Origin of the sequence: Flavobacterium sp. CFBP9031 (genome assembly GCF_034044945.1) — a bacterium.
Taxonomy (GTDB): Bacteria; Bacteroidota; Bacteroidia; order Flavobacteriales; family Flavobacteriaceae; genus Flavobacterium.
The window spans coordinates 298,121-322,657 of the sequence record NZ_JAXCWF010000006.1 but is presented as its reverse complement, the minus strand read 5'-3'; the positions used below and the strand labels follow the sequence as shown (position 1 = coordinate 322,657).

At 35.5% G+C, this 24,537-nt stretch carries 20 protein-coding genes; 9 read left to right on the top strand and 11 right to left on the bottom strand.

Annotated elements, in window-relative coordinates; translation table 11 throughout:
• Positions 1-375: 375 nt before the first annotated feature.
• The 8 genes from SOM12_RS12860 (at position 376) to SOM12_RS12825 (ending at position 10,449) form a co-directional block, all read left to right on the top strand.
• Entirely contained in the window at positions 376-1,422 is a 1,047-nt protein-coding gene (locus SOM12_RS12860; RefSeq protein ID WP_095929132.1) for a beta-ketoacyl-ACP synthase III, read from the top strand.
• Positions 1,423-1,461: 39 nt separating this feature from the next.
• Positions 1,462-2,556: a sensor histidine kinase gene (locus SOM12_RS12855; RefSeq protein WP_095929133.1), complete on the top strand. Its 1,095-nt coding sequence runs from the start codon at positions 1,462-1,464 to the stop codon at positions 2,554-2,556.
• A 5-nt stretch (positions 2,557-2,561) separates the two neighbouring features.
• Positions 2,562-3,317: a LytTR family DNA-binding domain-containing protein gene (locus SOM12_RS12850; protein ID WP_320493706.1), complete on the top strand. Its 756-nt coding sequence runs from the start codon at positions 2,562-2,564 to the stop codon at positions 3,315-3,317.
• Between the two features lie 526 nt (positions 3,318-3,843).
• The gene (locus SOM12_RS12845) at positions 3,844-4,989 is read left to right on the top strand and encodes an efflux RND transporter periplasmic adaptor subunit (RefSeq protein ID WP_320493705.1); all 1,146 of its coding nucleotides are present in this window, start codon (positions 3,844-3,846) and stop codon (positions 4,987-4,989) included.
• A 27-nt stretch (positions 4,990-5,016) separates the two neighbouring features.
• The gene (locus tag SOM12_RS12840) at positions 5,017-8,172 is read left to right on the top strand and encodes an efflux RND transporter permease subunit (RefSeq protein WP_320493704.1); all 3,156 of its coding nucleotides are present in this window, start codon (positions 5,017-5,019) and stop codon (positions 8,170-8,172) included.
• A gap of 2 nt (positions 8,173-8,174) precedes the next feature.
• Positions 8,175-9,584, top strand: coding sequence for a TolC family protein (locus SOM12_RS12835; protein ID WP_320493703.1), 1,410 nt, complete (start codon positions 8,175-8,177; stop codon positions 9,582-9,584).
• Positions 9,585-9,666: 82 nt separating this feature from the next.
• The gene (locus tag SOM12_RS12830) at positions 9,667-9,897 is read left to right on the top strand and encodes a hypothetical protein (RefSeq protein WP_320493702.1); all 231 of its coding nucleotides are present in this window, start codon (positions 9,667-9,669) and stop codon (positions 9,895-9,897) included.
• 15 nt (positions 9,898-9,912) lie between these two features.
• Positions 9,913-10,449: a hypothetical protein gene (locus tag SOM12_RS12825; protein WP_320493701.1), complete on the top strand. Its 537-nt coding sequence runs from the start codon at positions 9,913-9,915 to the stop codon at positions 10,447-10,449.
• A gap of 4 nt (positions 10,450-10,453) precedes the next feature.
• On the opposite strand, the gene SOM12_RS12820 is transcribed toward SOM12_RS12825, so the two are convergent.
• From SOM12_RS12820 to SOM12_RS12810, 3 genes are all read right to left on the bottom strand, one after another.
• Positions 10,454-12,859 carry a sensor histidine kinase gene (locus SOM12_RS12820; RefSeq protein WP_320493700.1) on the bottom strand — a complete coding sequence of 802 codons (2,406 nt, stop codon included), beginning with the start codon at positions 12,857-12,859 and terminating at the stop codon, positions 10,454-10,456.
• Between the two features lie 232 nt (positions 12,860-13,091).
• Positions 13,092-14,246 carry a DUF4291 domain-containing protein gene (locus tag SOM12_RS12815; protein ID WP_320493699.1) on the bottom strand — a complete coding sequence of 385 codons (1,155 nt, stop codon included), beginning with the start codon at positions 14,244-14,246 and terminating at the stop codon, positions 13,092-13,094.
• A gap of 232 nt (positions 14,247-14,478) precedes the next feature.
• Complete coding sequence (locus SOM12_RS12810) at positions 14,479-15,417, bottom strand: ring-cleaving dioxygenase (RefSeq protein ID WP_320493698.1); 939 nt, start codon at positions 15,415-15,417, stop codon at positions 14,479-14,481.
• A 316-nt stretch (positions 15,418-15,733) separates the two neighbouring features.
• On the opposite strand from SOM12_RS12810, the gene SOM12_RS12805 reads away from it, so the two are divergent.
• Positions 15,734-17,305, top strand: a complete 1,572-nt coding sequence (locus SOM12_RS12805; RefSeq protein WP_320493697.1) for a sigma-54 interaction domain-containing protein — start codon at positions 15,734-15,736, stop codon at positions 17,303-17,305.
• 415 nt (positions 17,306-17,720) lie between these two features.
• Here SOM12_RS12805 and SOM12_RS12800 read toward each other — a convergent pair whose 3' ends face one another.
• The 8 genes from SOM12_RS12800 to SOM12_RS12765 form a co-directional block, all read right to left on the bottom strand.
• Positions 17,721-17,951, bottom strand: coding sequence for a hypothetical protein (locus SOM12_RS12800; RefSeq protein ID WP_320493696.1), 231 nt, complete (start codon positions 17,949-17,951; stop codon positions 17,721-17,723).
• Positions 17,951-18,571, bottom strand: a complete 621-nt coding sequence (locus tag SOM12_RS12795) for an alpha/beta hydrolase (RefSeq protein WP_320493695.1) — start codon at positions 18,569-18,571, stop codon at positions 17,951-17,953. Before SOM12_RS12795 ends, SOM12_RS12800 begins: the two co-directional genes overlap by 1 nt.
• Positions 18,572-18,748: 177 nt before the next feature.
• The gene (locus SOM12_RS12790) at positions 18,749-19,039 is read right to left on the bottom strand and encodes a GNAT family N-acetyltransferase (protein WP_320493694.1); all 291 of its coding nucleotides are present in this window, start codon (positions 19,037-19,039) and stop codon (positions 18,749-18,751) included.
• Between the two features lie 284 nt (positions 19,040-19,323).
• Positions 19,324-20,685: a sigma-54 dependent transcriptional regulator gene (locus tag SOM12_RS12785; protein WP_320493693.1), complete on the bottom strand. Its 1,362-nt coding sequence runs from the start codon at positions 20,683-20,685 to the stop codon at positions 19,324-19,326.
• Between the two features lie 170 nt (positions 20,686-20,855).
• Positions 20,856-21,524 (bottom strand): YoaK family protein, encoded by a 669-nt coding sequence (locus SOM12_RS12780; protein WP_320493692.1) that lies wholly within the window; start codon positions 21,522-21,524, stop codon positions 20,856-20,858.
• Positions 21,525-21,533: 9 nt separating this feature from the next.
• On the bottom strand, positions 21,534-22,007 hold the full coding sequence (locus tag SOM12_RS12775) for a DNA starvation/stationary phase protection protein (RefSeq protein WP_320493691.1): 474 nt from the start codon (positions 22,005-22,007) through the stop codon (positions 21,534-21,536).
• Between the two features lie 195 nt (positions 22,008-22,202).
• Entirely contained in the window at positions 22,203-22,637 is a 435-nt protein-coding gene (locus SOM12_RS12770; RefSeq protein WP_320493690.1) for a DoxX family protein, read from the bottom strand.
• An 11-nt stretch (positions 22,638-22,648) separates the two neighbouring features.
• On the bottom strand, positions 22,649-24,535 hold the full coding sequence (locus SOM12_RS12765) for an amidohydrolase (RefSeq protein ID WP_320493689.1): 1,887 nt from the start codon (positions 24,533-24,535) through the stop codon (positions 22,649-22,651).
• Positions 24,536-24,537: the final 2 nt, after the last annotated feature.

Here is a 24,537-nt window from a genome sequence, read left to right as displayed (position 1 = left end):
AAACTTAAATGCAATAGGTTTTTTTATCAGTATGGCAACAGCTATAATTGGGAATTATCTACAAACTGAAATAGCATTGTATGATTTTAAAAATAAAATAAATTAAAGATTTTATTCCAAAGTAATACCGAGATAGCACTTGGTGTATATTTTTAATTTATTTTAATTGGATTTTGTATAATGATTTTAGCTTGTTCAGGTTTTTTTAAAACAATATTTCTCAGTAAATGATATTGCCACCAGATTTAATCGGCTTTTTAAGGAATACAACTCTATTTCCTGCATCAGTTCTTAATTGAGCTGGACTGTAAAAGAAGAGAAAAAGTATTAAGCATTGCGTTCTAAGAGTACAAAGCTTAAAAAAAAATAAAAACAATGAGCGCAGTTATTACAGCAATAGGTGGTTTCGTGCCATCATCAATTTTGACCAATAAAAAGATTTCAGAAACTGTTGATACATCGGAGGAATGGATCATTAAAAGAACTGGAATTAGAGAACGTAGAATCGCAGACGACGACACAGCAACATCTGATCTTGCCGCAGCAGCGATTGAAAATCTTATCGAAAACTATAAGGTAGATCGCGAAGAAATAGAAGCGCTGTTGGTAGCAACAGCAACTCCGGATCATATTTTAGCGCCAACAGCAAGTATTGTTTGCGATAAAAGCGGACTTACAAATGCTTTTGGAATTGATATGAATGCGGCTTGCAGCGGATTTTTGTATGCACTAGAAATGGGAGCAAACATGATCGAAAGCGGTCGTTACAAAAAATTAATCATCGTTGGAGCAGATAAAATGAGCTCTATCGTAGATTATGAAGACCGTAATACTTGTATTCTTTTCGGAGATGGAGCAGGAGCTGTTTTGTTAGAAAAAACAGAATCTGATGCTGGTTTAATGAAAACGATTCTAAAAACGGATGGAAGCGGAGTTTCTTCTTTGGCTGTACCGGCTGGAGGTTCTAGAAATCCAACTTCTATGCAGAGTCTTTTGCACAGAACGCATTATTTAAAACAAGACGGTGCTTTTGTATTTAAAAGAGCCGTTGCAGCAATGAGCCAAGTTTCGCAAGATGCTTTGGCAAAAAATGAACTAGAAGCAGATAAAATTGATTGGGTTGTACCACATCAAGCAAATTTGAGAATCATTAATGCTGTAAGCGAAAGCTTGAATATTGATTTTGACAAAGTAAAAGTAAATATTGATCGTTACGGAAATACAACATCTGCAACAGTTCCGTTGTGTTTATGGGATTTCAAAGATGATTTTAAAGAAGGACAAAATGTATTGATTACTACTTTTGGTGCAGGATTTTCTTGGGGTGCAACGTGCTTAAAATGGGGCGTTATGCGTGAGAAAAATCCAACTGCTACCATAAAAGCAGACAAAAAAGAAGAAGGTGTTCTAGTAGAACACTAATAAGATAGGATTTTTCAATTTTTACAGTTGAGGGAATAAATGGGTAGAAAGAACCAAAATAAAAAAACAGGCAAGAATTTTTTCTATAAATACTACAGGGTTATAGTAATTCCAGCCGTTTTTTTGGTCTATCTTTCGTCCTATTACTTTCTAAATCCATATAGGAATTTTGAAGAGGAAGGTTTGCTCGATTTAGATCAGACCTTCGATATCTTCATCATTTTGCTTTACTGCGCCATCCTTACAGAACTAACTTTGTTTGTTGGCCGAAAATTAAACTACTACATAAGTTGGGAGCAAAATCCAGCATTTAGAGCAATAGCACAGTTTATTTGTCTTATTGCTGGAAACATACTTTTAAACTACTTTTTTTCTTGCCTTTGGGATTATTTGTACCCTTGTACAGCGCTGGAAGAAAATGATTTGGTTACCATTTGGCAGTCTAAAATTATGGCAGCGATTATCTCGCTTTTCATTAGTGCCATTCATACTGGAATATTTTTGCTAAACAGATGGCGTTTAAACGCTATTGAAACGGCCGAATTAAAAATTAAAGCATCAGAACTTCAAGAATCGGTAACACGTTCAAAATTGGAATCTCTTAAGATGCAGTTAGATCCGCACTTTGTGTTCAATAATTTCAGCACTTTGACAGAGCTGATTTATGAAGATCAGAAAGAAGCGGCTTCGTTCTTAGAAAATATAACGAGAGTATATCGTTATATGATTTCCAATTCAAATAAAGATACCATTACTGTAAAAGAGGAAATAGAATTCTTAAATGCTTATTTTTATTTACTAAAGAAAAGATTAGGCGATAAAATCGATTTGAAAATTGAAGTTGATTCTCCTTCTTTAGCACTTCATTTACCGCCATTAACCTTGCAGTTGTTGGTAGAAAATGCTGTAAAACACAATATGGCCACTTTGGCCAATCCGCTTACCATTACTGTTTTTTCTGATTCTGGTGATATTATTGTTCGAAATAACTTGCAGAGAACCGCTGGAAAAAGTTTGGCTTCAACAGGAATAGGGAATAAAAACATCGAATTTCGTTATAAAATTTTATCTGAGAGAATGCCGATTTTTAATGAATCAAGCAGCTATTATGAGGTACGTCTGCCATTAATTTAAAAGTTATGAAAATTTTAATTGTAGAAGATGAAAGTATTAACGCAAGCCGATTAAAAAGGCTGCTCGAAGAACTGGAACCTAACTGTGAGATTTTAGGAATCATTGATACTGTTGTGGATACAGTCGAATGGTTAAAATCCAACCCTTGTCCAGATTTGATTACAATGGATATTCGTTTAGCAGACGGATTGAGTTTTGCCATTTTTGACGAAATTACTATCACTTGCCCTGTAATTTTTACTACAGCATACGACGAATATGCGATTCGTGCTTTTAAGGTAAACAGCATCGATTATCTGATGAAACCTATCGAAAAGAACGAATTGGAGTTTGCCTTAAGCAAATTTAAATCTTTAAATAAAAACGAATCCAGCGTGACCAATATCGCCGGAATTCTAAAAGAACTGATTGAAAAACCAGTTTTCAGAATGCGCTTTTTAGTAACCTATCGTGACGGATACAAAAGCGTAGACGTTTCCGATATCGACTTTATATATTCGGAATTCAAAACAAGTAATTTATTCCTAAAATCCGGCGTAATTATTTCGATTCCACAAACCATGGAAGAACTGGAACAAGAATTGGATCCTAATCTCTTTTTTCGTGCCAACCGTCAGTTTTTCATTCGTGCCGAAAGCATTAAATCTATTGCGAACTACTTCAACGCAAAACTCAAAATCCAACTAAAACTCGACCCCGAACGCGAGGTAATCATTAGCAGAGAAAAAACACCTTTCTTTAAACAGTGGATGGATCGCTGATTTTAAGATGCTAAGGTTCTAAGGTGCTGAGATTCTGAGGTTTTTTAGTTGCAAAGGTTTAGAGGCACAAAGTTTTAAAGATTCTTCTTTTCTTCGAAAAGTTTGGTTTACACCAAGTTTGTCATCCTGACGAAGGAAGGATCACACACGGAATTCGGCAAGGTTTGAAGGACAATCTTTGACGAGCTTCTAGTGTGATCCTTCCTTCGTCAGGATGACAAAGAATGCGTTAAAATCTACTCAATCAAGGAGAAATAATTCTTTTTAATCCTTTAATCTGTGGCATAAAAACTTCGCATCTCAGCGACTTTGCGAGATTCCTTTTCATTATTCTAGAAAAAACTTAGCGTCTTAGCACCTTTGCGGCAAAACAAAAAACTTAGAACCTTAGCATCTTAGCCACTTAGCACCTTAAAAAAAATCCTCCGTTTCGGTATCAAAATATGTCGTTTGGGTAAATTTCTTCCCTAAAAAACGGGTTTTACGCTGTTATTTTGCGCCAAAATTTGAGGTAATTCATTTAAAAATGAAAAGTAAAATGACAAAACAGTTTTTTAAAAATAATAAAGCAATTGGCAGGATTGCAATTTTATTAATAACCATTTCCCTTTCTTCATGCGGAAAAAGCGGAGAGGCACAAATGGCTCCTCCAAAGCCAGAAGTAGACTTTCTTCAGACTAATTCGGCAACAGGAGAAGTAGAAAAGAAATATCCAGGAACAGTCGAAGGTACTGTAAACGTTGACATAAAAGCTCAGGTATCAGGCTATTTGGAAGCTATTTATGTAAAAGAAGGAGACTATGTAGCCAAAGGACAATCTCTTTTTAAGATAAAAGGCGATGTTTACGCCGAACAAGTAAACAATAGCCGTGCAGCTTACAAAAGCGCTTTGGCCAATCAGGCCAATGCAAAACTAGAAGTAGAGAAAATCAAACCTTTGGTCGAAGGAAAAGTATTTTCAGACATGCAGTTAAAAACAGCGCAAGCCAATTACGAAGCCGCGACTGCACAAGTAGCACAGGCTAAAGCCGCTTTAGGATCATCTCAGTTAAATGCCGATTTCTCTTTGATTAAAGCTCCCGTAAGCGGCTATATTAGCCGTATTCCAAACCGTATCGGAAATTTGGTTACGCCAAATGATGCCGTTCCGTTAACGACACTTTCAGAGATTAACAGCGTATTTGTTTATTTCTCTTTAACAGAAGCAGATTATTTGGCTTTTTCGAAAGATGCAAAAAACAATCAGACCGTAAGCTTAATTATGGCCGATGATAGCGAATACGATCAAAAAGGAAAACTAGAAGTTGCCAGCGGAAACATTGATCGCGCAACGGGAACAATTGCTTTGAAAGCCATCTTTCCAAACCCGAAAAAAGAATTGCGTTCTGGAGGTTCTGCAAGAATTGTCTTGAATAAAAGCTTGTCATCTGTCATTACAGTTCCAATGGCGAGTGTAAAAGATATTCAGGATAAATTTTTTGTTTTTGTTCTAAAAGAAGGAAACAAAGTAGGCATGGTTCCTATTGAAATCGCTGGAAGCGCTGGAGCAGATTATTTTGTAAAATCTGGATTAAAACCGGGAGATAAAGTGGCGCTGAATAATATCGATGTCCTTTATGATGGTATGGAAGTCGTTCCAAAAATCGCTGCTAAAAACGCAAGCAGTAAATAATTTTTCATTTAATAAAATAACATTTCCATGTTAAAGAAAATAATAGACAGGCCAGTATTGGCCACAGTTATCTCTATTGTACTAGTTATACTGGGGATTATAGGTCTTACCCGATTATCGGTAACGCGATTCCCAGATATTTCGCCACCGACTGTAATGGTAAGTGGTTCGTATCCAGGAGGAAACAGTGAAACCGTTATCCGTTCGGTAGTAACGCCTTTAGAAGAGCAGATTAACGGAGTTGAAAATATGCAGTACATTAAATCTACTGCGAGTAATGATGGGTCTTTTTCGATCAGTGTCATTTTCAAACAAGGTGTAGACCCAGATCAGGCTGCGGTAAACGTACAGAATAGAGTACAGCAAGCTACTCCAAAATTGCCTCAGGAAGTTATCCGTATGGGATTAACGACTTCGAAACAGCAAAATAGTATGATTGTTATCTTCAACTTATATACAGATGATAATAGCAAATATGATGAGTTGTTTTTGCAGAATTACGCCAATATCAACTTAGTGCCTCAGATGAAACGTGTTCCGGGAGTAGGGCAGGTTCAGATTTTTGGGGTAAAAGATTATTCGATGAGAATCTGGCTGGATCCGCGTAAAATGGCCAATGCAGGTTTAGTGCCTTCAGATGTGACTCAGGCTATTGCAGAGCAAAGTTTAGAATCGGCTCCAGGTAAATTGGGAGAAGAATCTTCTGCGGCATTAGAATATGTAATTCGTTATAAAGGAAAAAAGAACAAACCAGAACAATATGAAAATATTGTGGTTAAAAACGTTGGCAGCAATGTTTTGAGACTTAAAGATGTTGCGAGAGTAGAATTTGGTTCTATTTCATATAGCGGTGATAACAAATCGAATAGTAAAAATGCTGTTACAATGGCGATTTTACAGACTTCGGGTTCTAACGCGAATGATATTGAAATCGGAATCAACAAAGAAGTAGAGCGATTGTCTAAATCTTTTCCTCCAGGTATTAAATATGTTAACGTAATGAGCACCAAAGAAAGATTGGATGAAGCTACAGGTCAGGTAAAATCGACTCTTTTTGAAGCTTTTATTCTGGTATTTATTGTAGTATTCATTTTCCTTCAAGACATTCGCTCGACGATCATTCCAGCTATTGCAGTTCCGGTTGCGATTGTGGGAACGTTTTTCTTCCTTTTGGTTTTCGGATTTACGATTAACATCTTAACGCTTTTTGCCTTGGTATTGGCAATCGGAATTGTGGTCGATGATGCGATTGTGGTTGTCGAAGCGGTGCACAGTAAAATGGAAGAAGACGAAGGAATTTCGGCCAAAGAAGCAACACACAGTGCCATGGCAGAAATCACGGGAGCGGTAATTTCGATTACTTTGGTGATGTCAGCGGTATTTATTCCGATCGGATTTATGACAGGATCTTCGGGGATTTTCTATAAACAGTTTGCTTATACGCTGGCTATTGCGATTATTATTTCGGCAGTAAATGCTTTAACATTAACGCCTGCATTATGTGCGCTTTTGCTAAAGAATCACGGATCTAAACATGGTGATCACGAGCACAAAACTACTTTTAAAGACCGCTTTTTCGTTGGATTCAATACGAGTTTTAACAATTTAACGGGTAGATATATTAAAGGCGTTCGCTTTTTAATTGGAAGAAAATGGATTGCAGCTGGCTTAGTGGCTGGAATTACAGCGCTTGCAGTGTACATGATGACATCAACACCAAAAAGTTTTGTGCCTCTAGAAGATGATGGTTTCATGGTGTACAGTTTATCAATGCCACCAGGAACGGCTTTGGATCGTACAACAGCTGTAATTCAGAAATTAGAAAAAGAATTGGCTCCTCTAGAAGCTATCGATGTAAATACAAGTATTACAGGATTTAATATTTTGAGCAATAGTGCCAGCCCAGCTTACGGATTAGGTTTTATTAAACTGAAACCTAAGAAAGACAGGGGAGCGGTTAAGGATATTGAAGAAATCATGAATATCGTAAGCGGAAAACTGGCTAAAATTAAAGAAGGCCAGATTATGGTTTTCAGAATGCCTCCAGTTGAAGGTTTTGGGGTAACAAGTGGTGCCGAAATTGTATTACAGGACAGAATGGCGAGAAGTCCAGAAACTTTAAAAGCCATGTCTGATAAAGTAATCGCCCAGATTATGCAGCAGCCAGGAGTTCAATATGCCTACACGACTTTTAGAGCCGATTATCCGCAATTGGAATTGGAAGTTGACGAAGATAAAGCGCGCCAAATGGGTGTCAATATCAAAGAACTTTTAGGAAATATCCAAACGTATTTTGCAGGAGATCAATCAGCTGACTTTTCGAGATTTGGTAAATTTTACCGTGTCAATGTAAAAGCCGATGGTATTTTTAGAATGGATGAAGATGCGTTTAATGAAATTTTCGTTAGAAATGCTGATATGCAAATGGTTCCAGTAAAATCAATTGTGAAGCTCCATAAAGTGTACGGACCAGAATCGGTAAACCGTTACAATCTTTATAATTCGGTCAATATTACAGCTATGGCGTTGCCAGGTTATAGTAACGGACAAATTATGGGGAATCTTGAAAAGGTTTTAGACAAATTACCATCTGATTATACGTACGAATGGACAGGTTTAAGTTTGGAGGAAAAAGCAGGAGGAAGCCAGACAGTTGCCATTTTTGGGTTGTGTCTATTGTTTGTATTCTTCCTGCTTGCTGCTCAATACGAAAGTTATTTATTGCCGCTTGCCGTATTGCTTTCTATCCCTACAGGAATTTTAGGCGCTTTCGCGGGAATTAAAGCGGTTGGTTTAGATAACAATATTTATGTTCAGGTCGGATTAATCATGCTTGTCGGACTTCTAGCTAAAAATGCCATTTTGATTGTGGAATTTGCTTTGCAGAGACGTCTTGCCGGATTGACGATAGTTGAAGCTGCAATTGAAGGTTCACGATCAAGGTTACGACCAATTATCATGACTTCGCTAGCTTTTATTGTCGGTATGATTCCGCTAATGTTTGCTTCTGGAGGAACTGCAGTTGGAAACCGATCAATCAGTGTGAGTGCGGCTGTCGGAATGTTTAGCGGTGTTGTACTGGGCGTTTTTGTGATTCCGTTGCTTTTCATTGTATTTCAATATTTACAGGAAAAAGTATCTAGAAAAAAGATCGCAACTCAAGTTCAAACGATAAAAGAATAAGAATGAAAACATTATATAAAATCGGAATGGTTTTACTTACCGGAGCGATCATGACATCGTGTGTGGTAGGCAAAAAATATTCTCGTACAGATTTAAATGCTCCAGAAAAGTACCGCGAAGAAGTCGCGGTTACTGGAGATACAGTTTTGCTTCCGTGGAAAAACTATTACAAAGATCCTTTGCTGGTTGCTTTGATTGAAAAAGCTTTAATCAAAAACAATGAAGTTATCATTGCTATGAAAAGTATGGAACAGCTCGACCTCAGTTATAAACAAGCCAAATTATCGTTATTACCCACACTAGATTTCGATGCTGGAGCGAGCCGTTCTTATCCATCAAAAAATTCTTTGAATGGATCTTTGAGCCAACAGTTTATTGGTAAAGATTATATGGATGACTACAGCGCTAATCTTCGCCTTTCTTGGGAAGTCGATATTTGGGGAAAGGCAGCCATGCAGAAAAGAGATGCTAAAGCGGCTTATTTTGCTCAAAAAGAAAACCTTTCAGCATTAAAGACTCGAATTATTGTTCAGGTAGCGCAGTCTTATTATAATCTTTTAGGTTTAGATGAACAGCTGAAAATTGCAGAAAAAAACATCGAGTTGAGCACGAATACTTTGAGCATGATGCAATTGCAATACAAATCGGGTTCTATTAGTTCTTTGGCAGTAAACCAAACTGAGGCTCAGAAAAAAACGGCCGAATTGCTAGTGCCTTTAGCGAAAGCGAATATTGCAGTTCAGGAAAATGCTTTGCAGATTTTATGCGGAGAATATCCAGATAAGATTGAAAGAGCTGGAAATATTGATGCTGCCGAAGTTTCGGTACTTTTTCCAACAGGAATTCCAGCTTCACTTTTAAGCAGAAGGCCAGATGTAAAAGCGAGCGAATATGCGGTAATGTCTGCCAATGCTAAAACGGGATTAGCAAAAGCAACGATGTATCCGACTTTAAGTCTGAGTCCGTCGATTGGTTTGAACTCTTTTGAATTTGAAAACTGGTTTAATTTTCCAGGTTCTGTTACCAAAACAATTGCGGCAAATTTAGCACAGCCCATTTTTAGAAAAAAAGCCTTGCGAACAGCTTATGAAGTAGCAGTTTTAGAACAAGAAAAAGCGGTTGTACAATTCAAACAGTCATTTATAACAGCAGTTGGCGAAGTAAATGATGCCATGTCTAGATTGAAATATGCAGACGAACGTATTGTTTTAGCAAAAGATAAAGCAGAATCTCTAGATAAAGCAACTTCAGATGCTTCTCTACTTTATAAGAGCGGAATGGCCAATTATCTTGAAGTAATCGCAGCGCAGAACAGTTCGCTTCAAAACGAATTGGATCTGGTAACCATAAAACTCGAAAAACTGAATGCAGCAATTAACCTGTACCTTGCTTTAGGAGGCGGAGTAGAGTAGTACTTAATTTTTCTTAATTCACCATTACTATAAGAAATTATAGCGATGGTGAATTTTCTTTTGATTTGATTTTATCTGATTTATGGACAAAATTACTTTTACCCGATCAGAACTTTATAGCTTGGTTTGGAAATTTCCAATTCCGCAGATTGCAAAACATTATGAAGTTTCTAGTATGGGAATTAAAAATGCTTGCGAAAAAATGAATATTCCGCTTCCTAAAAGCAGACACTGGATTGGACCCGCATATAAGAGGAAAAATGTTCCTCAACTTTCATCGGATTTTAAAGGAAATAATGAAATTGCCATTTAAAAAAAAACGTACGAAATGCAACTTCGAGTTCCTTCAAAATCTACACCTTTGCTTGATTTGGCTCAAAGCATCAAAAACGATGTCGATGCTCCGTTGACCATTAGCGATAAGCTAGAAAATCCGTTTGAGATTATTACGGCAACCAAGCAATATTGGGAAGACAAAACTTTAAATCAAGATATTCAGCCAGATAAATTGGAGATTTTAGATTTAAATGTTTCTAAAGACAACGTGAATCGGGCTTTGCTGTTTATGAATGCTTTAATCAAACTGATTCAATATCGCGGACATGAATTTAGAAAAGGTCTTGATGGTTTGGATACGATCATTTTTAAAAATGAAAATGAAATAAAAATCGATTTGAGAGAAGCGCAGAAAAGAATAACCAAAACAGGTTTAAGAGAAACTTCTGGCTACATTTTTACAGGCGATTTCATTTTTAGAATTTCAAGAGGATCTAATAAAAAAGAATGGCGTGATGGCAAGATTACTTTAGAAAATAATCTTGCTTTAATTATGGCTAAAATAGAATTAATGGGCGCCGAAGATTAGTTTTTTATCTAAATTCCTTTTTAAATGCTAACTCAAAGCTAAGTCCATTTTCATTTTTAATAGCTAAATCTCCTTCAAGTGTATTGCTTAAGCCATTTATAAGTGTCATTCCGAACGAATTGCTATTTTGTAATTCTACGATATCCTGTATGCCGATTCCATTATCAGAAATAAACAGCTTATAGCAGTTTTCTGAAATCTCAGATAAAGAAAGCCTAATAATGCAATTTTGCGTATCCTTAAAAGCATATTTTATCGAATTGGTAATTACTTCGTTGATAATTAAACCCAATGCGATTGCTTGCGAAATATCCAATTCTATTGCATCAATTTGAACTTCAAAATGAATGTATTCTGCATTGAAAGACTCTTTTAGATACTCAACCAATTCATTGCAGTAATCGGGCATATCAATCATAGAAACATTGTCTTCCTTATATAGTTTTTGATGGATCAATGACATCGCATAAATTCTGTTTTGGCTGTTTTTTATGGTAGAAATCGCCAAATCATCTTTTAAATAAGAAGATTGAGAATTAAGCAGACTAATGATGGTTTGAAGATTGTTTTTTACCCGATGATGAATTTCTTTTAGAAGCCATTCTTTTTCTTCGACCAAACGTTCTAGTTTTACATTTTTAAGCTTAATTTCTTTTTCTTTTAATTGAAGACGGCTCGTGCTGCGCTGTTTAATTTTGGCTCTGTTGTACAATAAAATAATGATAATCAGCAATAAAAATAAACTGCTTATAGAGATTGTATTTAAAAGTTTGGAAGAATGCAATTCACGTTTCTGAAGATCGGTCTGCTGTTTTAAAGATTTTATATTTTGTATTTTGGCACTTGTTTCAAACTTGAATTTCAAATTTTCATAATCAAGGTTTTTACGCATGTTATCCATCGAATCTTGAATTCGATTATAGCTTCTCATGTGCTCAGTTGCAGAAAGATAATTTCCATTTAAGGAATCAATTTTAAATAAAGTAAGCTCCAAAGCATAACGGCTAAAACCCTCTGTATGATGAGTCATAGCAAGAATGCGATTGGTTATTTCTTCTGCTTTTTGAGGTTTATTAATTTTGACATAAAACAGCGCCATAATCGAAGTACAGGTCGCGACATCTTTGAGCGTTTCTGCCGAATTTAGTTTTTTTGCAAAAAAATCAAGTTTTTCATAACAAGCTTCTGCTTCTTTCAACTTTCCTAATTCTTCATAACAGCGCGCCTTAAGCTGATTCAGGATCATATTATCCAAATCGTTTTTTGGAGGGTATTTTTTAGAGTTGCTTTCCAGATATTTTAAAGCTTCTGAGTATTTAGAATTATCCATTAATGCCCTTACAGAACCAAAAAAACTTTTGTACCAAGTCCCCGCATTAATTTCTCTTTGATTGTATTCAATTCCTTTCTGATAAAATTTAATAGCATCATCATAATAGCCCGTGCTGTTGTAAATATTGCCGAGGCGTATGTAAAAACTATCTGCAAAAGCATAATCTTTTGTTTTCTCCATCGAGCTAACGCTCCTTAAAGCGTAATATAGCGCATCCTTAAAATTATTGTTGAATAATTCGATATACGAAATAGTAGTTTCGGTATATTGTGTGTATAGAAAACCAATTTTCTTCTGAAGATTAAGACTTGTAAGGAGTTCTTGTTTGGCCAATTTCATTTTACCAGTCCAAAAATGAACCGGAATTATTTTCATATAGGTTTCAAGCTCTTTTTCTTTGTTGCCTAATTTTTTATAAATAGCCAAAGCCTCAGCTAAAATAACTGCTTTTTCTTTGTTGCTATCGGGCATAAATGTGCCTTGGTTGTCAATAGCTTCTGCTAATATTTGTTCGTTTTGTGTTTTTCTTGCCGCATTAACCAGTTGCGAAAAAATGGTGCTGCTAAGCTGTGGTTTGTCTGCTTGGTAATAATATTTGGCAAGAAGATATTTAGATTGAAAATGCCACTTTTGAATTTTGGATTTTTCTGCCAGTTTTTGGGCTTTGTTAATATACAAAAGCGCATTTTTTAGATCATCTTTTTTTGCGCCAGCTTTAAAAAGATAAAAACTCCCAATTTGCAAGGACAGTCTAATTTGATCGACTGTATTTAATCTTGGCAATAGCAATTCTGCTCCGCGGGCGTAATTATTGGTAATTAAATTGTTTCCGGGAAAGTTAGATCCATCATTAAAACCTTCATCATTGGCAAGCGTGTACGGAAGTTTGTGCGCTTTGCTAGCCAAAATCATCGCGCTGTCAATATCTATCGAACCTTGATTAACGTTCCGAAGATAAATGGCAACATTATGCAGCATCAATCTATCTTTCTGAAGCTTAAGTTTATTGGATTCATTTTGGCTAAAAGTGGTTGTGGTAGAGAAAGTTAGTAAAAGTAAGAAAATTACTTTTTTCATGTTTAGGATTGTTTGGAGGAGTAAAACTAAGGGATTTAAAAGTGTTTAAAAAACATTTTTATAGATAATTTATTGCTCCGAAGAAGAATTATGTGATGAAACGATTATAAAAAAAGCTGCCTAGAATGTAGACAGCTTTTTTTATAATCATTTCATATACTTTTTGAGCTAATGCACTTATTTCTTTTTAAATTGTAATTTTTACATGGCTTTTTTGTTACATGTTTTTTGATCAAAAATACCAAAACGCTCTACTATGGATTTCTTTATACACATATTCTTCACTAAAAGATTCAATAAAATAGTCGGCCGTTTGGGGCGCAAAGCCTTCAATATTTTCTACCAGAAAATCCTTATTCGCTGCTATGTACTCTTTTGTTGGTTGAAGACCCAATGGATAAAAAATCATTTCACCATCAAATCCACACCAAGTGTCAAAATCAACCATTTTAGCTTCTAAAATTAAATGAAGATCAATTGCATCTTTATTTTTGCTAGCAAAGTAACTAAACATTAAAAGGTCTTCGCACATACAATCAAATGCTCCTAATTCATCATCTCTTCTGTACGCAATGGCAGTTTTTAATAGATATCTTGACAGTTCAGAATTTTTGTAATTTTTTACATAACCAACAAATTCATCTCTTTCAGGTTCATCACTGTCGATTAACAATTTCTCAAAATTGGCTTGGGTGATTGTCTTTGTATTGTTAAATTCTGAAATTATTCCTTCTACAAATGGTGTGCGAAAGACTTCAGGAATTGAAAATTTCTTTTTTAAAGCGCTGTTGACTTCAATTATGGATTCATTCATTACATAAAACCATTCGTCACCGCTATCAATTTTCGTTTTTTGTTCTTTTACAAAAGAGGTAATATCTTGAATAGATTTTATGAATTCGTTATTGAATTTTTGTAATGCCTCATTTTTAATTCCGATTTGAACGGCCCTACGTTTTAGCTTTTCTCCTTTAAAATTGTGGTCTGGATCCCACTGAATCCTTACATTGCTGTTGCTTAGATTTTCTCGCCATGTTGATTCATCTCCATATGATTTGTCGTAGCTTGTCAAAACACCATTAGCGAGAAGTTCTTCGAAACCTTCAAAAGTCATCTCAATAGCTAAAATGCGACTTTGGTTATTATCTTTTTCAGCCCAATCACTTCTGTACATCATCCACAAAAAATTGGGCTTTATCCAAGTCATTCTCTCGAAGCTGTAATCTCTTCCTCCGAATTTTTGATTTTTTATAGCATAGTCTGCAATGCTATCATTGAATGCCTGATAGACAAAAATATTGGATCCCTTTTTTTGTCCAAGTATAAAATTTCCTTCTTGGGGAAGTCCTTTCTCATATCGGTGATGTTGGATTGTCTTTAGGTTCATTTTTATTACGATTAATACAATTGCATATCAAGTTCATCAAAATCTTATATTTTGTGATCATTTGATATCCCATAAAGTTTATTTTTGTCCACTTTCCCTCCAAATATAGAATGTTTTCTTAATAAAAAATAAAAAAACTTTAATTCCCCAAACAAAAAAAGCCACCCTAAATAGGATAGCTTTTTCAAAATATAGTTGTGTTATTCGGGATGAACCCAATTTAGTATTTAAATTAATTAATTTTAACCAAATGCTCTTCAATAGCAGCTCTTTGAGACTCATATTGAGCTGGAAGTTTTAAGTTTTGACCTAATTCTTCTAAGCTTTCGTCTACTGTAAATCCAGGGTTATCTGTTGCAATTTCAAACAAAACTCCTCCTGGTTCTCTGAAATATAGAGAGTGGAAATATTGTCTGTCAATTTGCGGAGTAATCTGCAAGCCGTAATCTTCGATTTTTTCTCTAAATTTCATTAAAATTTCATCGTTTGGTACACGGAAAGCTACGTGATGAACAGTTCCGTTTGCATTTAAACCGCGTTTTTCTTCAGGTAATTCTACCAAGTCAACAATTGCAGCATTTTCTACAGCATCTGTAGCATAACGGTAACGGTTTACGTCTTGATCGATCAATTTATAACCAAAAATATCAGTTAAGATAGCCGCAGTTGGTTTAATATTGTTTAAAGTCAACGTAATGTTATGAAAACCTTTTGTAGCAACATCTGCTTTTACTTCGTCAGTTTCCCACGCTTTTCTGTTATCGTCTGTTTTAGATTCGATTAACTCCAATTTTAATCCGTCTGGATCTAAGAAAGTCAAATATTTTTCACCAAACTTTTCAGCTGGTTTATTGTAAATTACGTTGTATTTTTCGAAGCGTTTTTGCCAAAAATCTAGACTTCCTTTAGGAACAGAATATCCAATTTCAGTTGCCATTCCAGAACCTTTTCTTCCTTGCTGAATTCCTGCTCCCCAAGGGAAAAAGGTTAAGATAGTTCCTGCGCTTCCTACTTCGTCACCAAAGTAAAAGTGATATGTTCCTGGATCGTCAAAGTTCACTGTTTTTTTAATGAATCTTAATCCTAAAATTTTTGAATAAAAGTCAAAATTGCGTTTAGCGTCACCTGCAATTGCAGTAATATGGTGTAAGCCTAAAATTTTATTTTCCATGGTATTTTTTATATTAAATTGTTATTGATTTTTCTTTTACAAATTTACGGCGGTTATGCTTCTGCATCGATTAACCTAGATTAAGAAATAAAAACGCATTGTTTTTTGAAAACATCAAAAGCAAACCAAATAACATTCCGATTTAATAAAGGCTTTGAAAACAAGGCTTTCGGAGAAGTATCAGATTTTAGTACCTACGATATATCGTAATTTTATGATTTAAAAATGGCATATTTAGAAAATCTATACTTGTTTACTAAATGCTATTCCTTATTTTTACGCTATCACCGCCAAAATACCACAATAAATACCGTTTATGGAAAAGCCTTTAGATAAAGCTGCGATCGCAATAAGCCGATTGCAGGAAAGAGAAAATGAACAAATGAATATTATGTCTATTTGTACAGCACTTTCTCGGGCTTTAAACAAAAAGGAACTAGAATCTGTTGTAAACGGAATATTAAAAGAGAACTTTCAATTTGATGATTTTATTTTGGCTTCTTCTGATGAAAGCAAAGGAGATTATTTCATTTTTCATTCAACAGATCAATATGTAGATTCAAAAAGTTATGCTATAAATGATGGCTTTTTTGATGATTGCCTTAATTCTGCTGATGTAGTTTCTTCCGATTTATCAAATTCAAAGTATCCAGATTACATTCAGAACATTTATAAAAGAGGCTCTAAAAATGCATTTGGAATTGGGCTTCCTTATATAAAAGGAAATCGATATGTACTTTTTCTATTTTTTAAAAATGCTAAAACTTTCAGCAGAGAATCTAATCGTATTTTGAGAGGAATTGTGGTGCAGCTTTCTATTACGGTGAGAAACATTATGCTGACTCAACAAAATGAAAATACGCTTGCCGAGTTGCAAAAATTGAAACAGCATATTTTAGGAAAGAAAGAAAAAAACATTCTAAAAAAGGAAGGTTTTCATGGAATTATAGGAACTAGCGATGCTATGAAAGACGTTTATGAATTGATTGCTCAAGGAGCCTCTTCAAATTCTACGGTTTTAATTTTGGGAGAAACAGGAACAGGAAAAGAACTTGTAGCTAGTGCAATTCATAATTTATCTGAAGTTTCCAACCAAAAAATGATTAAGGTAAATTGCGCTTCAATTCCCGAAAACTTAATCGAAAGCGAATTATTCGGTCATGAAAAAGGGGCTTTTACAGGAGCAACCGAACAAAGAATCGGGAAATTTGAGCAAGCCGAAAACAGTACCATTTTTCTAGACGAAATAGGAGAGCTGCCATTAGAATTGCAAGGTAAACTGCTTCGTGTTTTACAAGAAAAGGAAATTGAAAGGGTTGGCGGAAACAAAAGCATAAAAGTGAATGCGAGAGTTATTGCCGCAACCAATAAAATACTTGAAAAAGAAGTTTATGGCGACCGTTTTAGAAGTGATTTATATTTTCGATTGAATGTTTATCCGATAAAGCTTCCTGCTTTACGCGACCGTAAAGAAGATATTCCGGTTTTGGGACATTTTTTCTTGGAAAAGCATGCCACAAAAATGGGGAGAAATGTAAAACGGTTTTCTAAAAAAGTACTCAATAGTATGATGACTAACGCATGGCCTGGAAATGTGCGTGAGCTAGAAAATATGGTAGAAAGAAGCATCTTGTTTGCCAAAGATGAAAAGATCAAAGAAATGATTTTTCCTGAAATTGTAATGGCTAGCCCAGATACTTTAGTCAATGATTTTTATACCAAAACCCTTCAAGAAGTAGAAAAGGAGCACATTCTAAAAGTGATAAAAAAATGCAACGGACGAATTTCGGGGCCGCAGGGCGCAGCTGTTTTACTCGGTTTGCCGTCTACAACATTGACTTCTAGAATGAAGAAGCTCGGAATTAAAAAAGAACATTTTTTGGATTGATTTTTTTGAAAGTGTAAAGTGTTTTAACACATAGAAACATAGATTTAGCTTGTGTAAAAAGGCGTTTCACTTGCATGAATACACATAGCGCTATGTGTTAGAAACTAGTTTCTTTTTTTAAGTCTTTTTCAAGATTAAGAAAACAGTATCAACTTTGTCAAAGTTCAAAACTTTGACAAAGTTCGACAGAACCTGAAACCTGAAACCTGAAACCTGAAACCTGAAACCTGAAACCTGAAACCTGAAACTTGAAACTTGAAACTTGAAACTTGAAACTTGAAACCTGAAACAATTTAAACCAACTTTATAAAAATAGATTTTCTCAGTTTAGGTTCCATATTTTTGGTTTTGTGCCCTTTTCCTGTGGTATCTTCTACCAACAAAATAGAACCCGTATTGAATGTTCTTTTTTCTCCTAATGAACTTCAATTTCTACGCCTCCTTCCAGCAAAACAATGTATTGGCGATCTGGGGCATTGTGAAAATCGTAATCGTAAGAAGGGCTAACTTCTCTAAAAACGATAGATTTGACAGGTTCATCGTCAGATAAAAATCCGATATCGCCATTGTTTTTTAACGGAACTTCAAAGTCTTCAAAATGACTTTCTCCATTGGCATCGCTGTAAACACGAGTTATCGTAATCATTATTTTTTATTAAAAATTAATGCGTTGGCACAATTTATTTCGTCTTGACTGATCGTATGTCCCATATTTGGGTAGATTTTTTTTGTAACATCTGCGCCCATTTTTTCCATAAGCTCTTCGGTCGCATGAACTCTTTCTACAGGAACGTGAAAATCTGGATCGCTTGTTCCGATAAAAACAGGTGTATTTTCGAAGTTTCCTGAATAATGATTTTCATAAACTTGATCTCCAATTAATCCGCCAGTGAAAGCTACGATTCCGCCATATTTTGCTGCATTTCTTGTAGTGAATTCTAAAGCAAGACAAGCGCCTTGAGAAAATCCTAAGAAATAAATATTCTCTTTTTCGATTCCGTTTTGCTGTACAGCGACCACAACTTTATGTATCGCTTCCAATGATTTTGAAAAGGATGGTTCATTTTCGTTCAAAGGAGCTAGAAACGAATACGGATACCAAGTTCTATTTTCTGCCTGAGGCGCAACCAATGCAAAGTCATCCACCTTAAGATGTTTTGCAATCGAAAGAATATCATGAGCGTTAGCACCGCGTCCGTGAATGAGAATCAGGGCTTTTTTAGCTTCATTTAAAGGAATACCATCTGTTAAAATATCTGTATTCATAGTTTTTTGTTTTAAATTATTAGAACAGCGAATTAATGTTTCACGCAGATTTAAAGAGATTTACGCAGATTTTGATTTTAAAGTTGATTATAAAAAATGTGCGTAATTTTTTTTCAGCTAAAAATCTGCATTATCTGCCAAATCTGCGAGAGAAAATTTACACCATTTTATCAAGAATTATTTCTTCCAGATATCTTCGTATTCGTCTGGATGTCTTTTAAATTGCGCGTGAACGTAAGGACAAAGCGGTAAAACTTTCAGGTTATTGGTGCGTACGTAAGAGACCATTTCTTCTAAAAGTTTCTTAGCATAGCCTTTTCCTTCTGCTTCTGGCTCAACTCCTGTGTGGTAAACGGTCAGTAAATCTGGTTTGATGCTTACAGTCATTTCTCCGAGTTTTTTATCGTCTACATAAAGGTTGAAAGCTCCATGTTTTTTCTCGTCTAATTCTAGTTTTATTGTTTCCATATTTTTGGTTTTTAATGGTTTGTGGGATTTAAACGCAAAGTCGCAAGGTTTACGCAAAGTTCGCGAAGTTTTTTACGCAGAGTTCGCTAAGATTTTTTTTTAAGAACTTAAGCTAGATCTAAATATTGAGTTCGCAAAGGTTTGTGCGGATAAAACTTTGTCTAAATAAAGCCTTTGCGAACTTTAAATTTTTCAATTAATCTTTAATTAAAACTTAGCGTACTTTGCGTAAACCTTAGCGAACTTTGCGGTTAAATCTGCGGTTAAATCTGCGGTTAAAATTTTTAATTATATCCTTGTTTTATACCTAATTTTTTCATTTTTGAATACAAAGTCTGCGGTTGCAGTTTTAAAAGTTCGGCAGCGCCGCCGATACCCGAAACTTTGCCATTGCACATTAGAAGTGCATTCATAATATGTTCTTTTTCCATTTCTTCCATAGACTTTATTTTATCTGTACCGATTTCTAAAGGCACGATAGGGGCAATGGAAGATAAATCAAATTTTTCAATTTCGTTTGTTTTGGCGAGAAGTACATTTCTTTCAATCAAATGTTCTAATTCGCGTATATTTCCTGGCCAGTTATAATTTTTTAATTGTTCTAAGGCTTTTGCGCTTATACTGTTGACGTTTCTTCTCGAAATTGATGCATATTTTTTCAGAAAATAAGTAGCAAGCATTTCAATATCTTCTTTTCGTTCTCTTAAAGAAGGCAATTGTATCGGAAACACATTTAGTCTGTAATATAAGTCTAATCTAAAACGGCCTTCTGCAACTTCTTTTTCAAGAATTTTATTGGTGGCCGCTACAATGCGAACATTAATTTTAATTGTTTTATTGCCTCCAAGACGCTGAATTTCTTTTTCTTGCAGAACTCGTAATAATTTAACTTGAGAGTCAAGAGTTAATTCTCCAATTTCATCCAGAAAAATAGTTCCGTTATTGGCTTGCTCAAATTTACCGATTCTTAAGGCATTAGCTCCTGTGAAAGCGCCTTTTTCGTGTCCAAAAAGCTCAGATTCTATTAGAGATTGAGGTAAAGCGGCGCAGTTTACTACTACAATCGGATGAGAGTTGTGTGCCGAAAGTTCGTGTATGACGTTTGCTGCTCTTTCTTTTCCTGTACCGCTTTCGCCTAAAATTAAAACAGAAGTTTCGGTTGGAGCGACAATTTTTATTTTTTCAATGGATTCTTTTAGGAGAGGACTCTGACCAATAATTCCTTGAATTTCTTGAGTTTCTGGATTTGCATGCGTTACTGCCAAATCTTCTTTTTCTTGATTAAACCGATATCTGGCTATATCAAGCATTACAACAAGATCTTTTTCTCTAAAAGGCTTTACCATAAAACCGTACGGATGTGTAGCTTTTACAGCTTCAAGTGTGCTTTGATTGGTATTTGCTGAAATATAGAGAAAAGGCAGATTTTTTTGGCGAAGTTCCCAAGCTAGATCAATTCCAGTCAATTGGCCTTTTAAAATAATATCTAGCAGAATCCAATCAGGGCTTTTTTCTTCGATTAATTTTCGAGCCTGAGCTACAGACGCAGCAATACCAACAACTTGATAACCCGCTTTATGCAGCATGATTTTTAAATCATTTGCAACTATAAATTCATCTTCAACAATTAGTAGTTTCTCCTTCATTACATTGTTTGTATAATTTCAGAATTTTCAGGAATAGCCAAGAATTTGGAGTTTTTTAGAAATTTCTTTTGGACCAATTTTAGAATTCCCTTTTCGAGAAAAGGGAACTAAAATCATTTTTTAAAGATACTATATTATCAGAAATCTGCAATCCGAAAATGTAGGTTTGACTAGCTTTTTCGGTGGTATAAATAGCAAATAATCATGGCTGCTCCTGGTAGAATTAAAGTTCCTAATCCGAAAAACTTTCCTGCAACTGCTCCTAGAAAACATCCAACAAGAAATCCGATTAAGGTTATAAACTGTTTTTTAAAACTTAAAAGAACTTCGGCATCTTTAAACCCATTTTTTAATAAGCTTCCTAAATCAAGAGAAGCTTGAGTCACATTTCCTGTCATCATAGTGGTTGGTCCATAGGTTTCTTTAGCATAAAGTTTTCCAAAAGCATTCTGAAGTCCCATTGCAAAAACTGTTGTCATAGCAACCGTATACATGGTCCATTGTTCGAAGTTTTGCAAATAGCCAAAGACATAGGATGCGATACCACTTAAAACCAATATTATGCCTTCCCAAAATAAAATAGTGTAGCGATTGGTTGCTTTTAGCGCAATTCTTCCTCCTGTAATTACAGCAATAATGAAAACAGGAAAAGTAAGCAGTTTTACCCAGGCATGAATGTCTGAACCTTTTACAATCTGATAGGCAAAAACGATAAAGTTACCTGTTACGTGCGCCGAAAATATAGAATCGGCTGCGACAAAAGTGACGGTATCGCAATACCCTGCTATTATGGTGAGAAGCAGGGTTACGTACCAAATATTTTTTTGTTGAATTTCCATAATTTGTTTTTAGTTTAAATGTGCACGAAGCATCCACGCCATTTTTTCATGATTTTCTACAAGACCTGTGATAAAATCGCTTGTTCCAGCATCTTGCAATTCATTGGCAATAGGGTTAATGTTTTCTCGAAGATAAATAATAATGCTTTCGTGATCTAAAAGCAATTCTTTGATAAAACCATTACTGTCGTTTTTCTCTTTTAATTCTTCTGTTAAATGTGTCAGCGCTAAAAAATCTTTTAAAGTCGCTGGAGCATAATGACCTAAAGCTCTAATTCTTTCTGCAACCGTGTCTACAATTTTGTCAATTGCGTCGTATTGCTGTTCAAAGAAAAGGTGTTTGTTGTAGAAATCTGGGCCTTCAACGTTCCAGTGTGCTCTTTTTGTTTTGGTATAAAGTACGAATTCGTCTGCAAGAATTTTAGTTAATACATCAACGATTTTTGAGATGTTATCTTGCTTAATTCCGATGTTTGTTTTCATTTTTAAATTAGGTTTAGTAAATAATATTTATGTTTAAGGGGAATTAAATTAAACACATAGAAACATAGATTTTTCTTGTTTTTGGAAAAGAATAAAGAGAGAAACTAGTTTCTAACACATAGTTCTTTGCGAGAACTTTGTCAAAGTTTTAAACTTTGACAAAGTTGAAAAAGGTATGTTTTTATGTGTTAAAAATTAATTGTTTAGTAACGATAATAAATAATAATCAAGTGAATACGTTCCTGCGCCTAGGGCAAGAAGCAATAGTAAGGATAATGTGTACATGTACGGAACATCGCGCACTTCTAGCGAATCATTTCTATGAACCACAAAATACCCAATTGCAGTGACACCAATTGTTGGGAGAACGGCAAGACGTGTTCCGAGTCCGAGAATAATGAAAAACGGAATTACAGTATCTGAAAATGTTGCAACTAAACCGTTTAATTTTTCGGGCAAATGCAACGGATTTGGAACTTGTTCTTTCTGACCGTTTTCGACTCTGAATTTCTTCATTCCGTGTACTCTGAAAAGCTCAATCGCCAGCAGCACTCTAAATGCTAAAAGCGCCGCGTTGTTGAATGAATTTCCTAAATCGGAATTCAATATTTGTTTTATAATTTCGATCATATTTTTAAAATTTAGAAAGCAAAACAAGAACAGCCCAAAGCGCCCCAGAATGCATTATAATTGTTTACTGGAACATTGCTCATTCTCGCAGCATCGTGATTGTGCAAATGAACATCGCAACTTCCAGTACAGCTGTGAATCTGCGAAGTCAGTTTTGGTTTTGCATCCGCTTTTACGTTTTTTTCAATCGCACTCTGGAAACTACTTCTCGCAGGATATCCGTTGTAAATATTGGTTGGCGACCAATCTGGCAAAATCGGAATGTGAGGCGGCGAGAACGAAGAAAAATCTCCATTAGCATACACAATTTTCCCATCGACAATCGTCAAATCGGCTTCGATTTTTTTGATGTCTTCGTCGTCAATGGTAAAATAATCTCGATCTAAAACCACTAAATCGGCAAACATTCCCACTTTAATATCTCCTTTTTTAGTTTGTTCCTGCGAAAACCAAGCACTTCCTCTGGTGTACAATTCTAAAGCAGTTTGTCTGTTCAATCTGGTTTCATTGTATAATTGCAATCCTCCAATAGTTTTTCCGACAGTCATCCAATACATAGAAACCCACGGATTGTAACTGCTCACACGTGTAGCATCTGAACCTGCGCCGACAGGAACTTCCATCTCAATCATTTTTTTAATTGGCGGTGTGTTTTCAGCTGCTTTTGCTCCGTAACGATCAGTGAAATATTCTCCTTGATACGCCATTCTGCTTTGAACTGCAATACCGCCTCCTAAAGCTTTTACACGTTCGATATTTCTTTCGTCAATCGTTTCAGCGTGATCAAAAATCCACGGAAGTCCGCTGAAAGGAACATCTTGATTGATCTTTTCAAAAACATTCAAAAACCTTGTAATGCTTTCGTTGTAAGTCGCATGAAGTCTAAAAGGCCAGCGATTTTCTACCAAAAGGCGAACTACTTTTTCTAATTCAGCTTCCATGTTTTCAGGAAGATCTGGTCTTGGCTGAAGGAAATCCTCAAAATCGGCAGCAGAAAAAACCAACATTTCACCAGCTCCGTTATGACGGTACATATCGTTTCCTTGATATAATTTTACGGTATCAATCCAATCGGAGAAATCTTCAAATTCGTGTTTTGGTTTTTGAGTGAAAAGATTGTAGGCAATTCTTACGGTCAATTGTTTCTTTTCGTTCAATTCGTTAACCACTTTATAATCATCTGGAAAGTTCTGAAATCCTCCTCCAGCATCAATTACACTTGTGATTCCGAAACGGTTCAATTCTTTCATAAAATGACGCGTCGAATTAATCTGATGCTCGTAAGAAAGCGTTGGACCTTTTGCCAAAGTCGAATACAAAATCATTGCATTTGGAGTCGCAATAATAAGTCCAGTTGGTTCTCCTTTTGAATCGCGTTCTATTTGTCCGCCTGGAGGTGCAGGCGTATTTTTGTTGTAACCAACGGCTCTCAATGCTGCTCTGTTCATAATGGCTCTGTCGTACAAATGCAGAATAAAAACAGGAGTATCTGGTGCAATCGCATTGATTTCTTCTAAGGTAGGCATTCTTCGTTCTGCAAACTGAAATTCTGACCAACCACCAACGACACGAACCCATTGCGGATTTGGAGTACGATCTACTTGCTCTTTCAACATTCGAAGCGCATCTGCCAAAGAAGGAACGCCATCCCAACGTAGCTCAAGATTATAATTTAATCCGCCTCGAATAAGGTGAATGTGCGAATCGTTGATTCCAGGAACGACTCTTTTATTCTGAAGATCAATTATTTTGGTTTCTTCAGATGCAAAATCCATTATATCGCTGTCATTTCCTACTGCAATAAATTTTCCGTCTTTAATTGCAACAGCTGTAACGTTTGGAGTTTCAGCGTTGAAACTATGAATTTTTCCGTTGAATAAAATTAAATCTGCTTTCATAG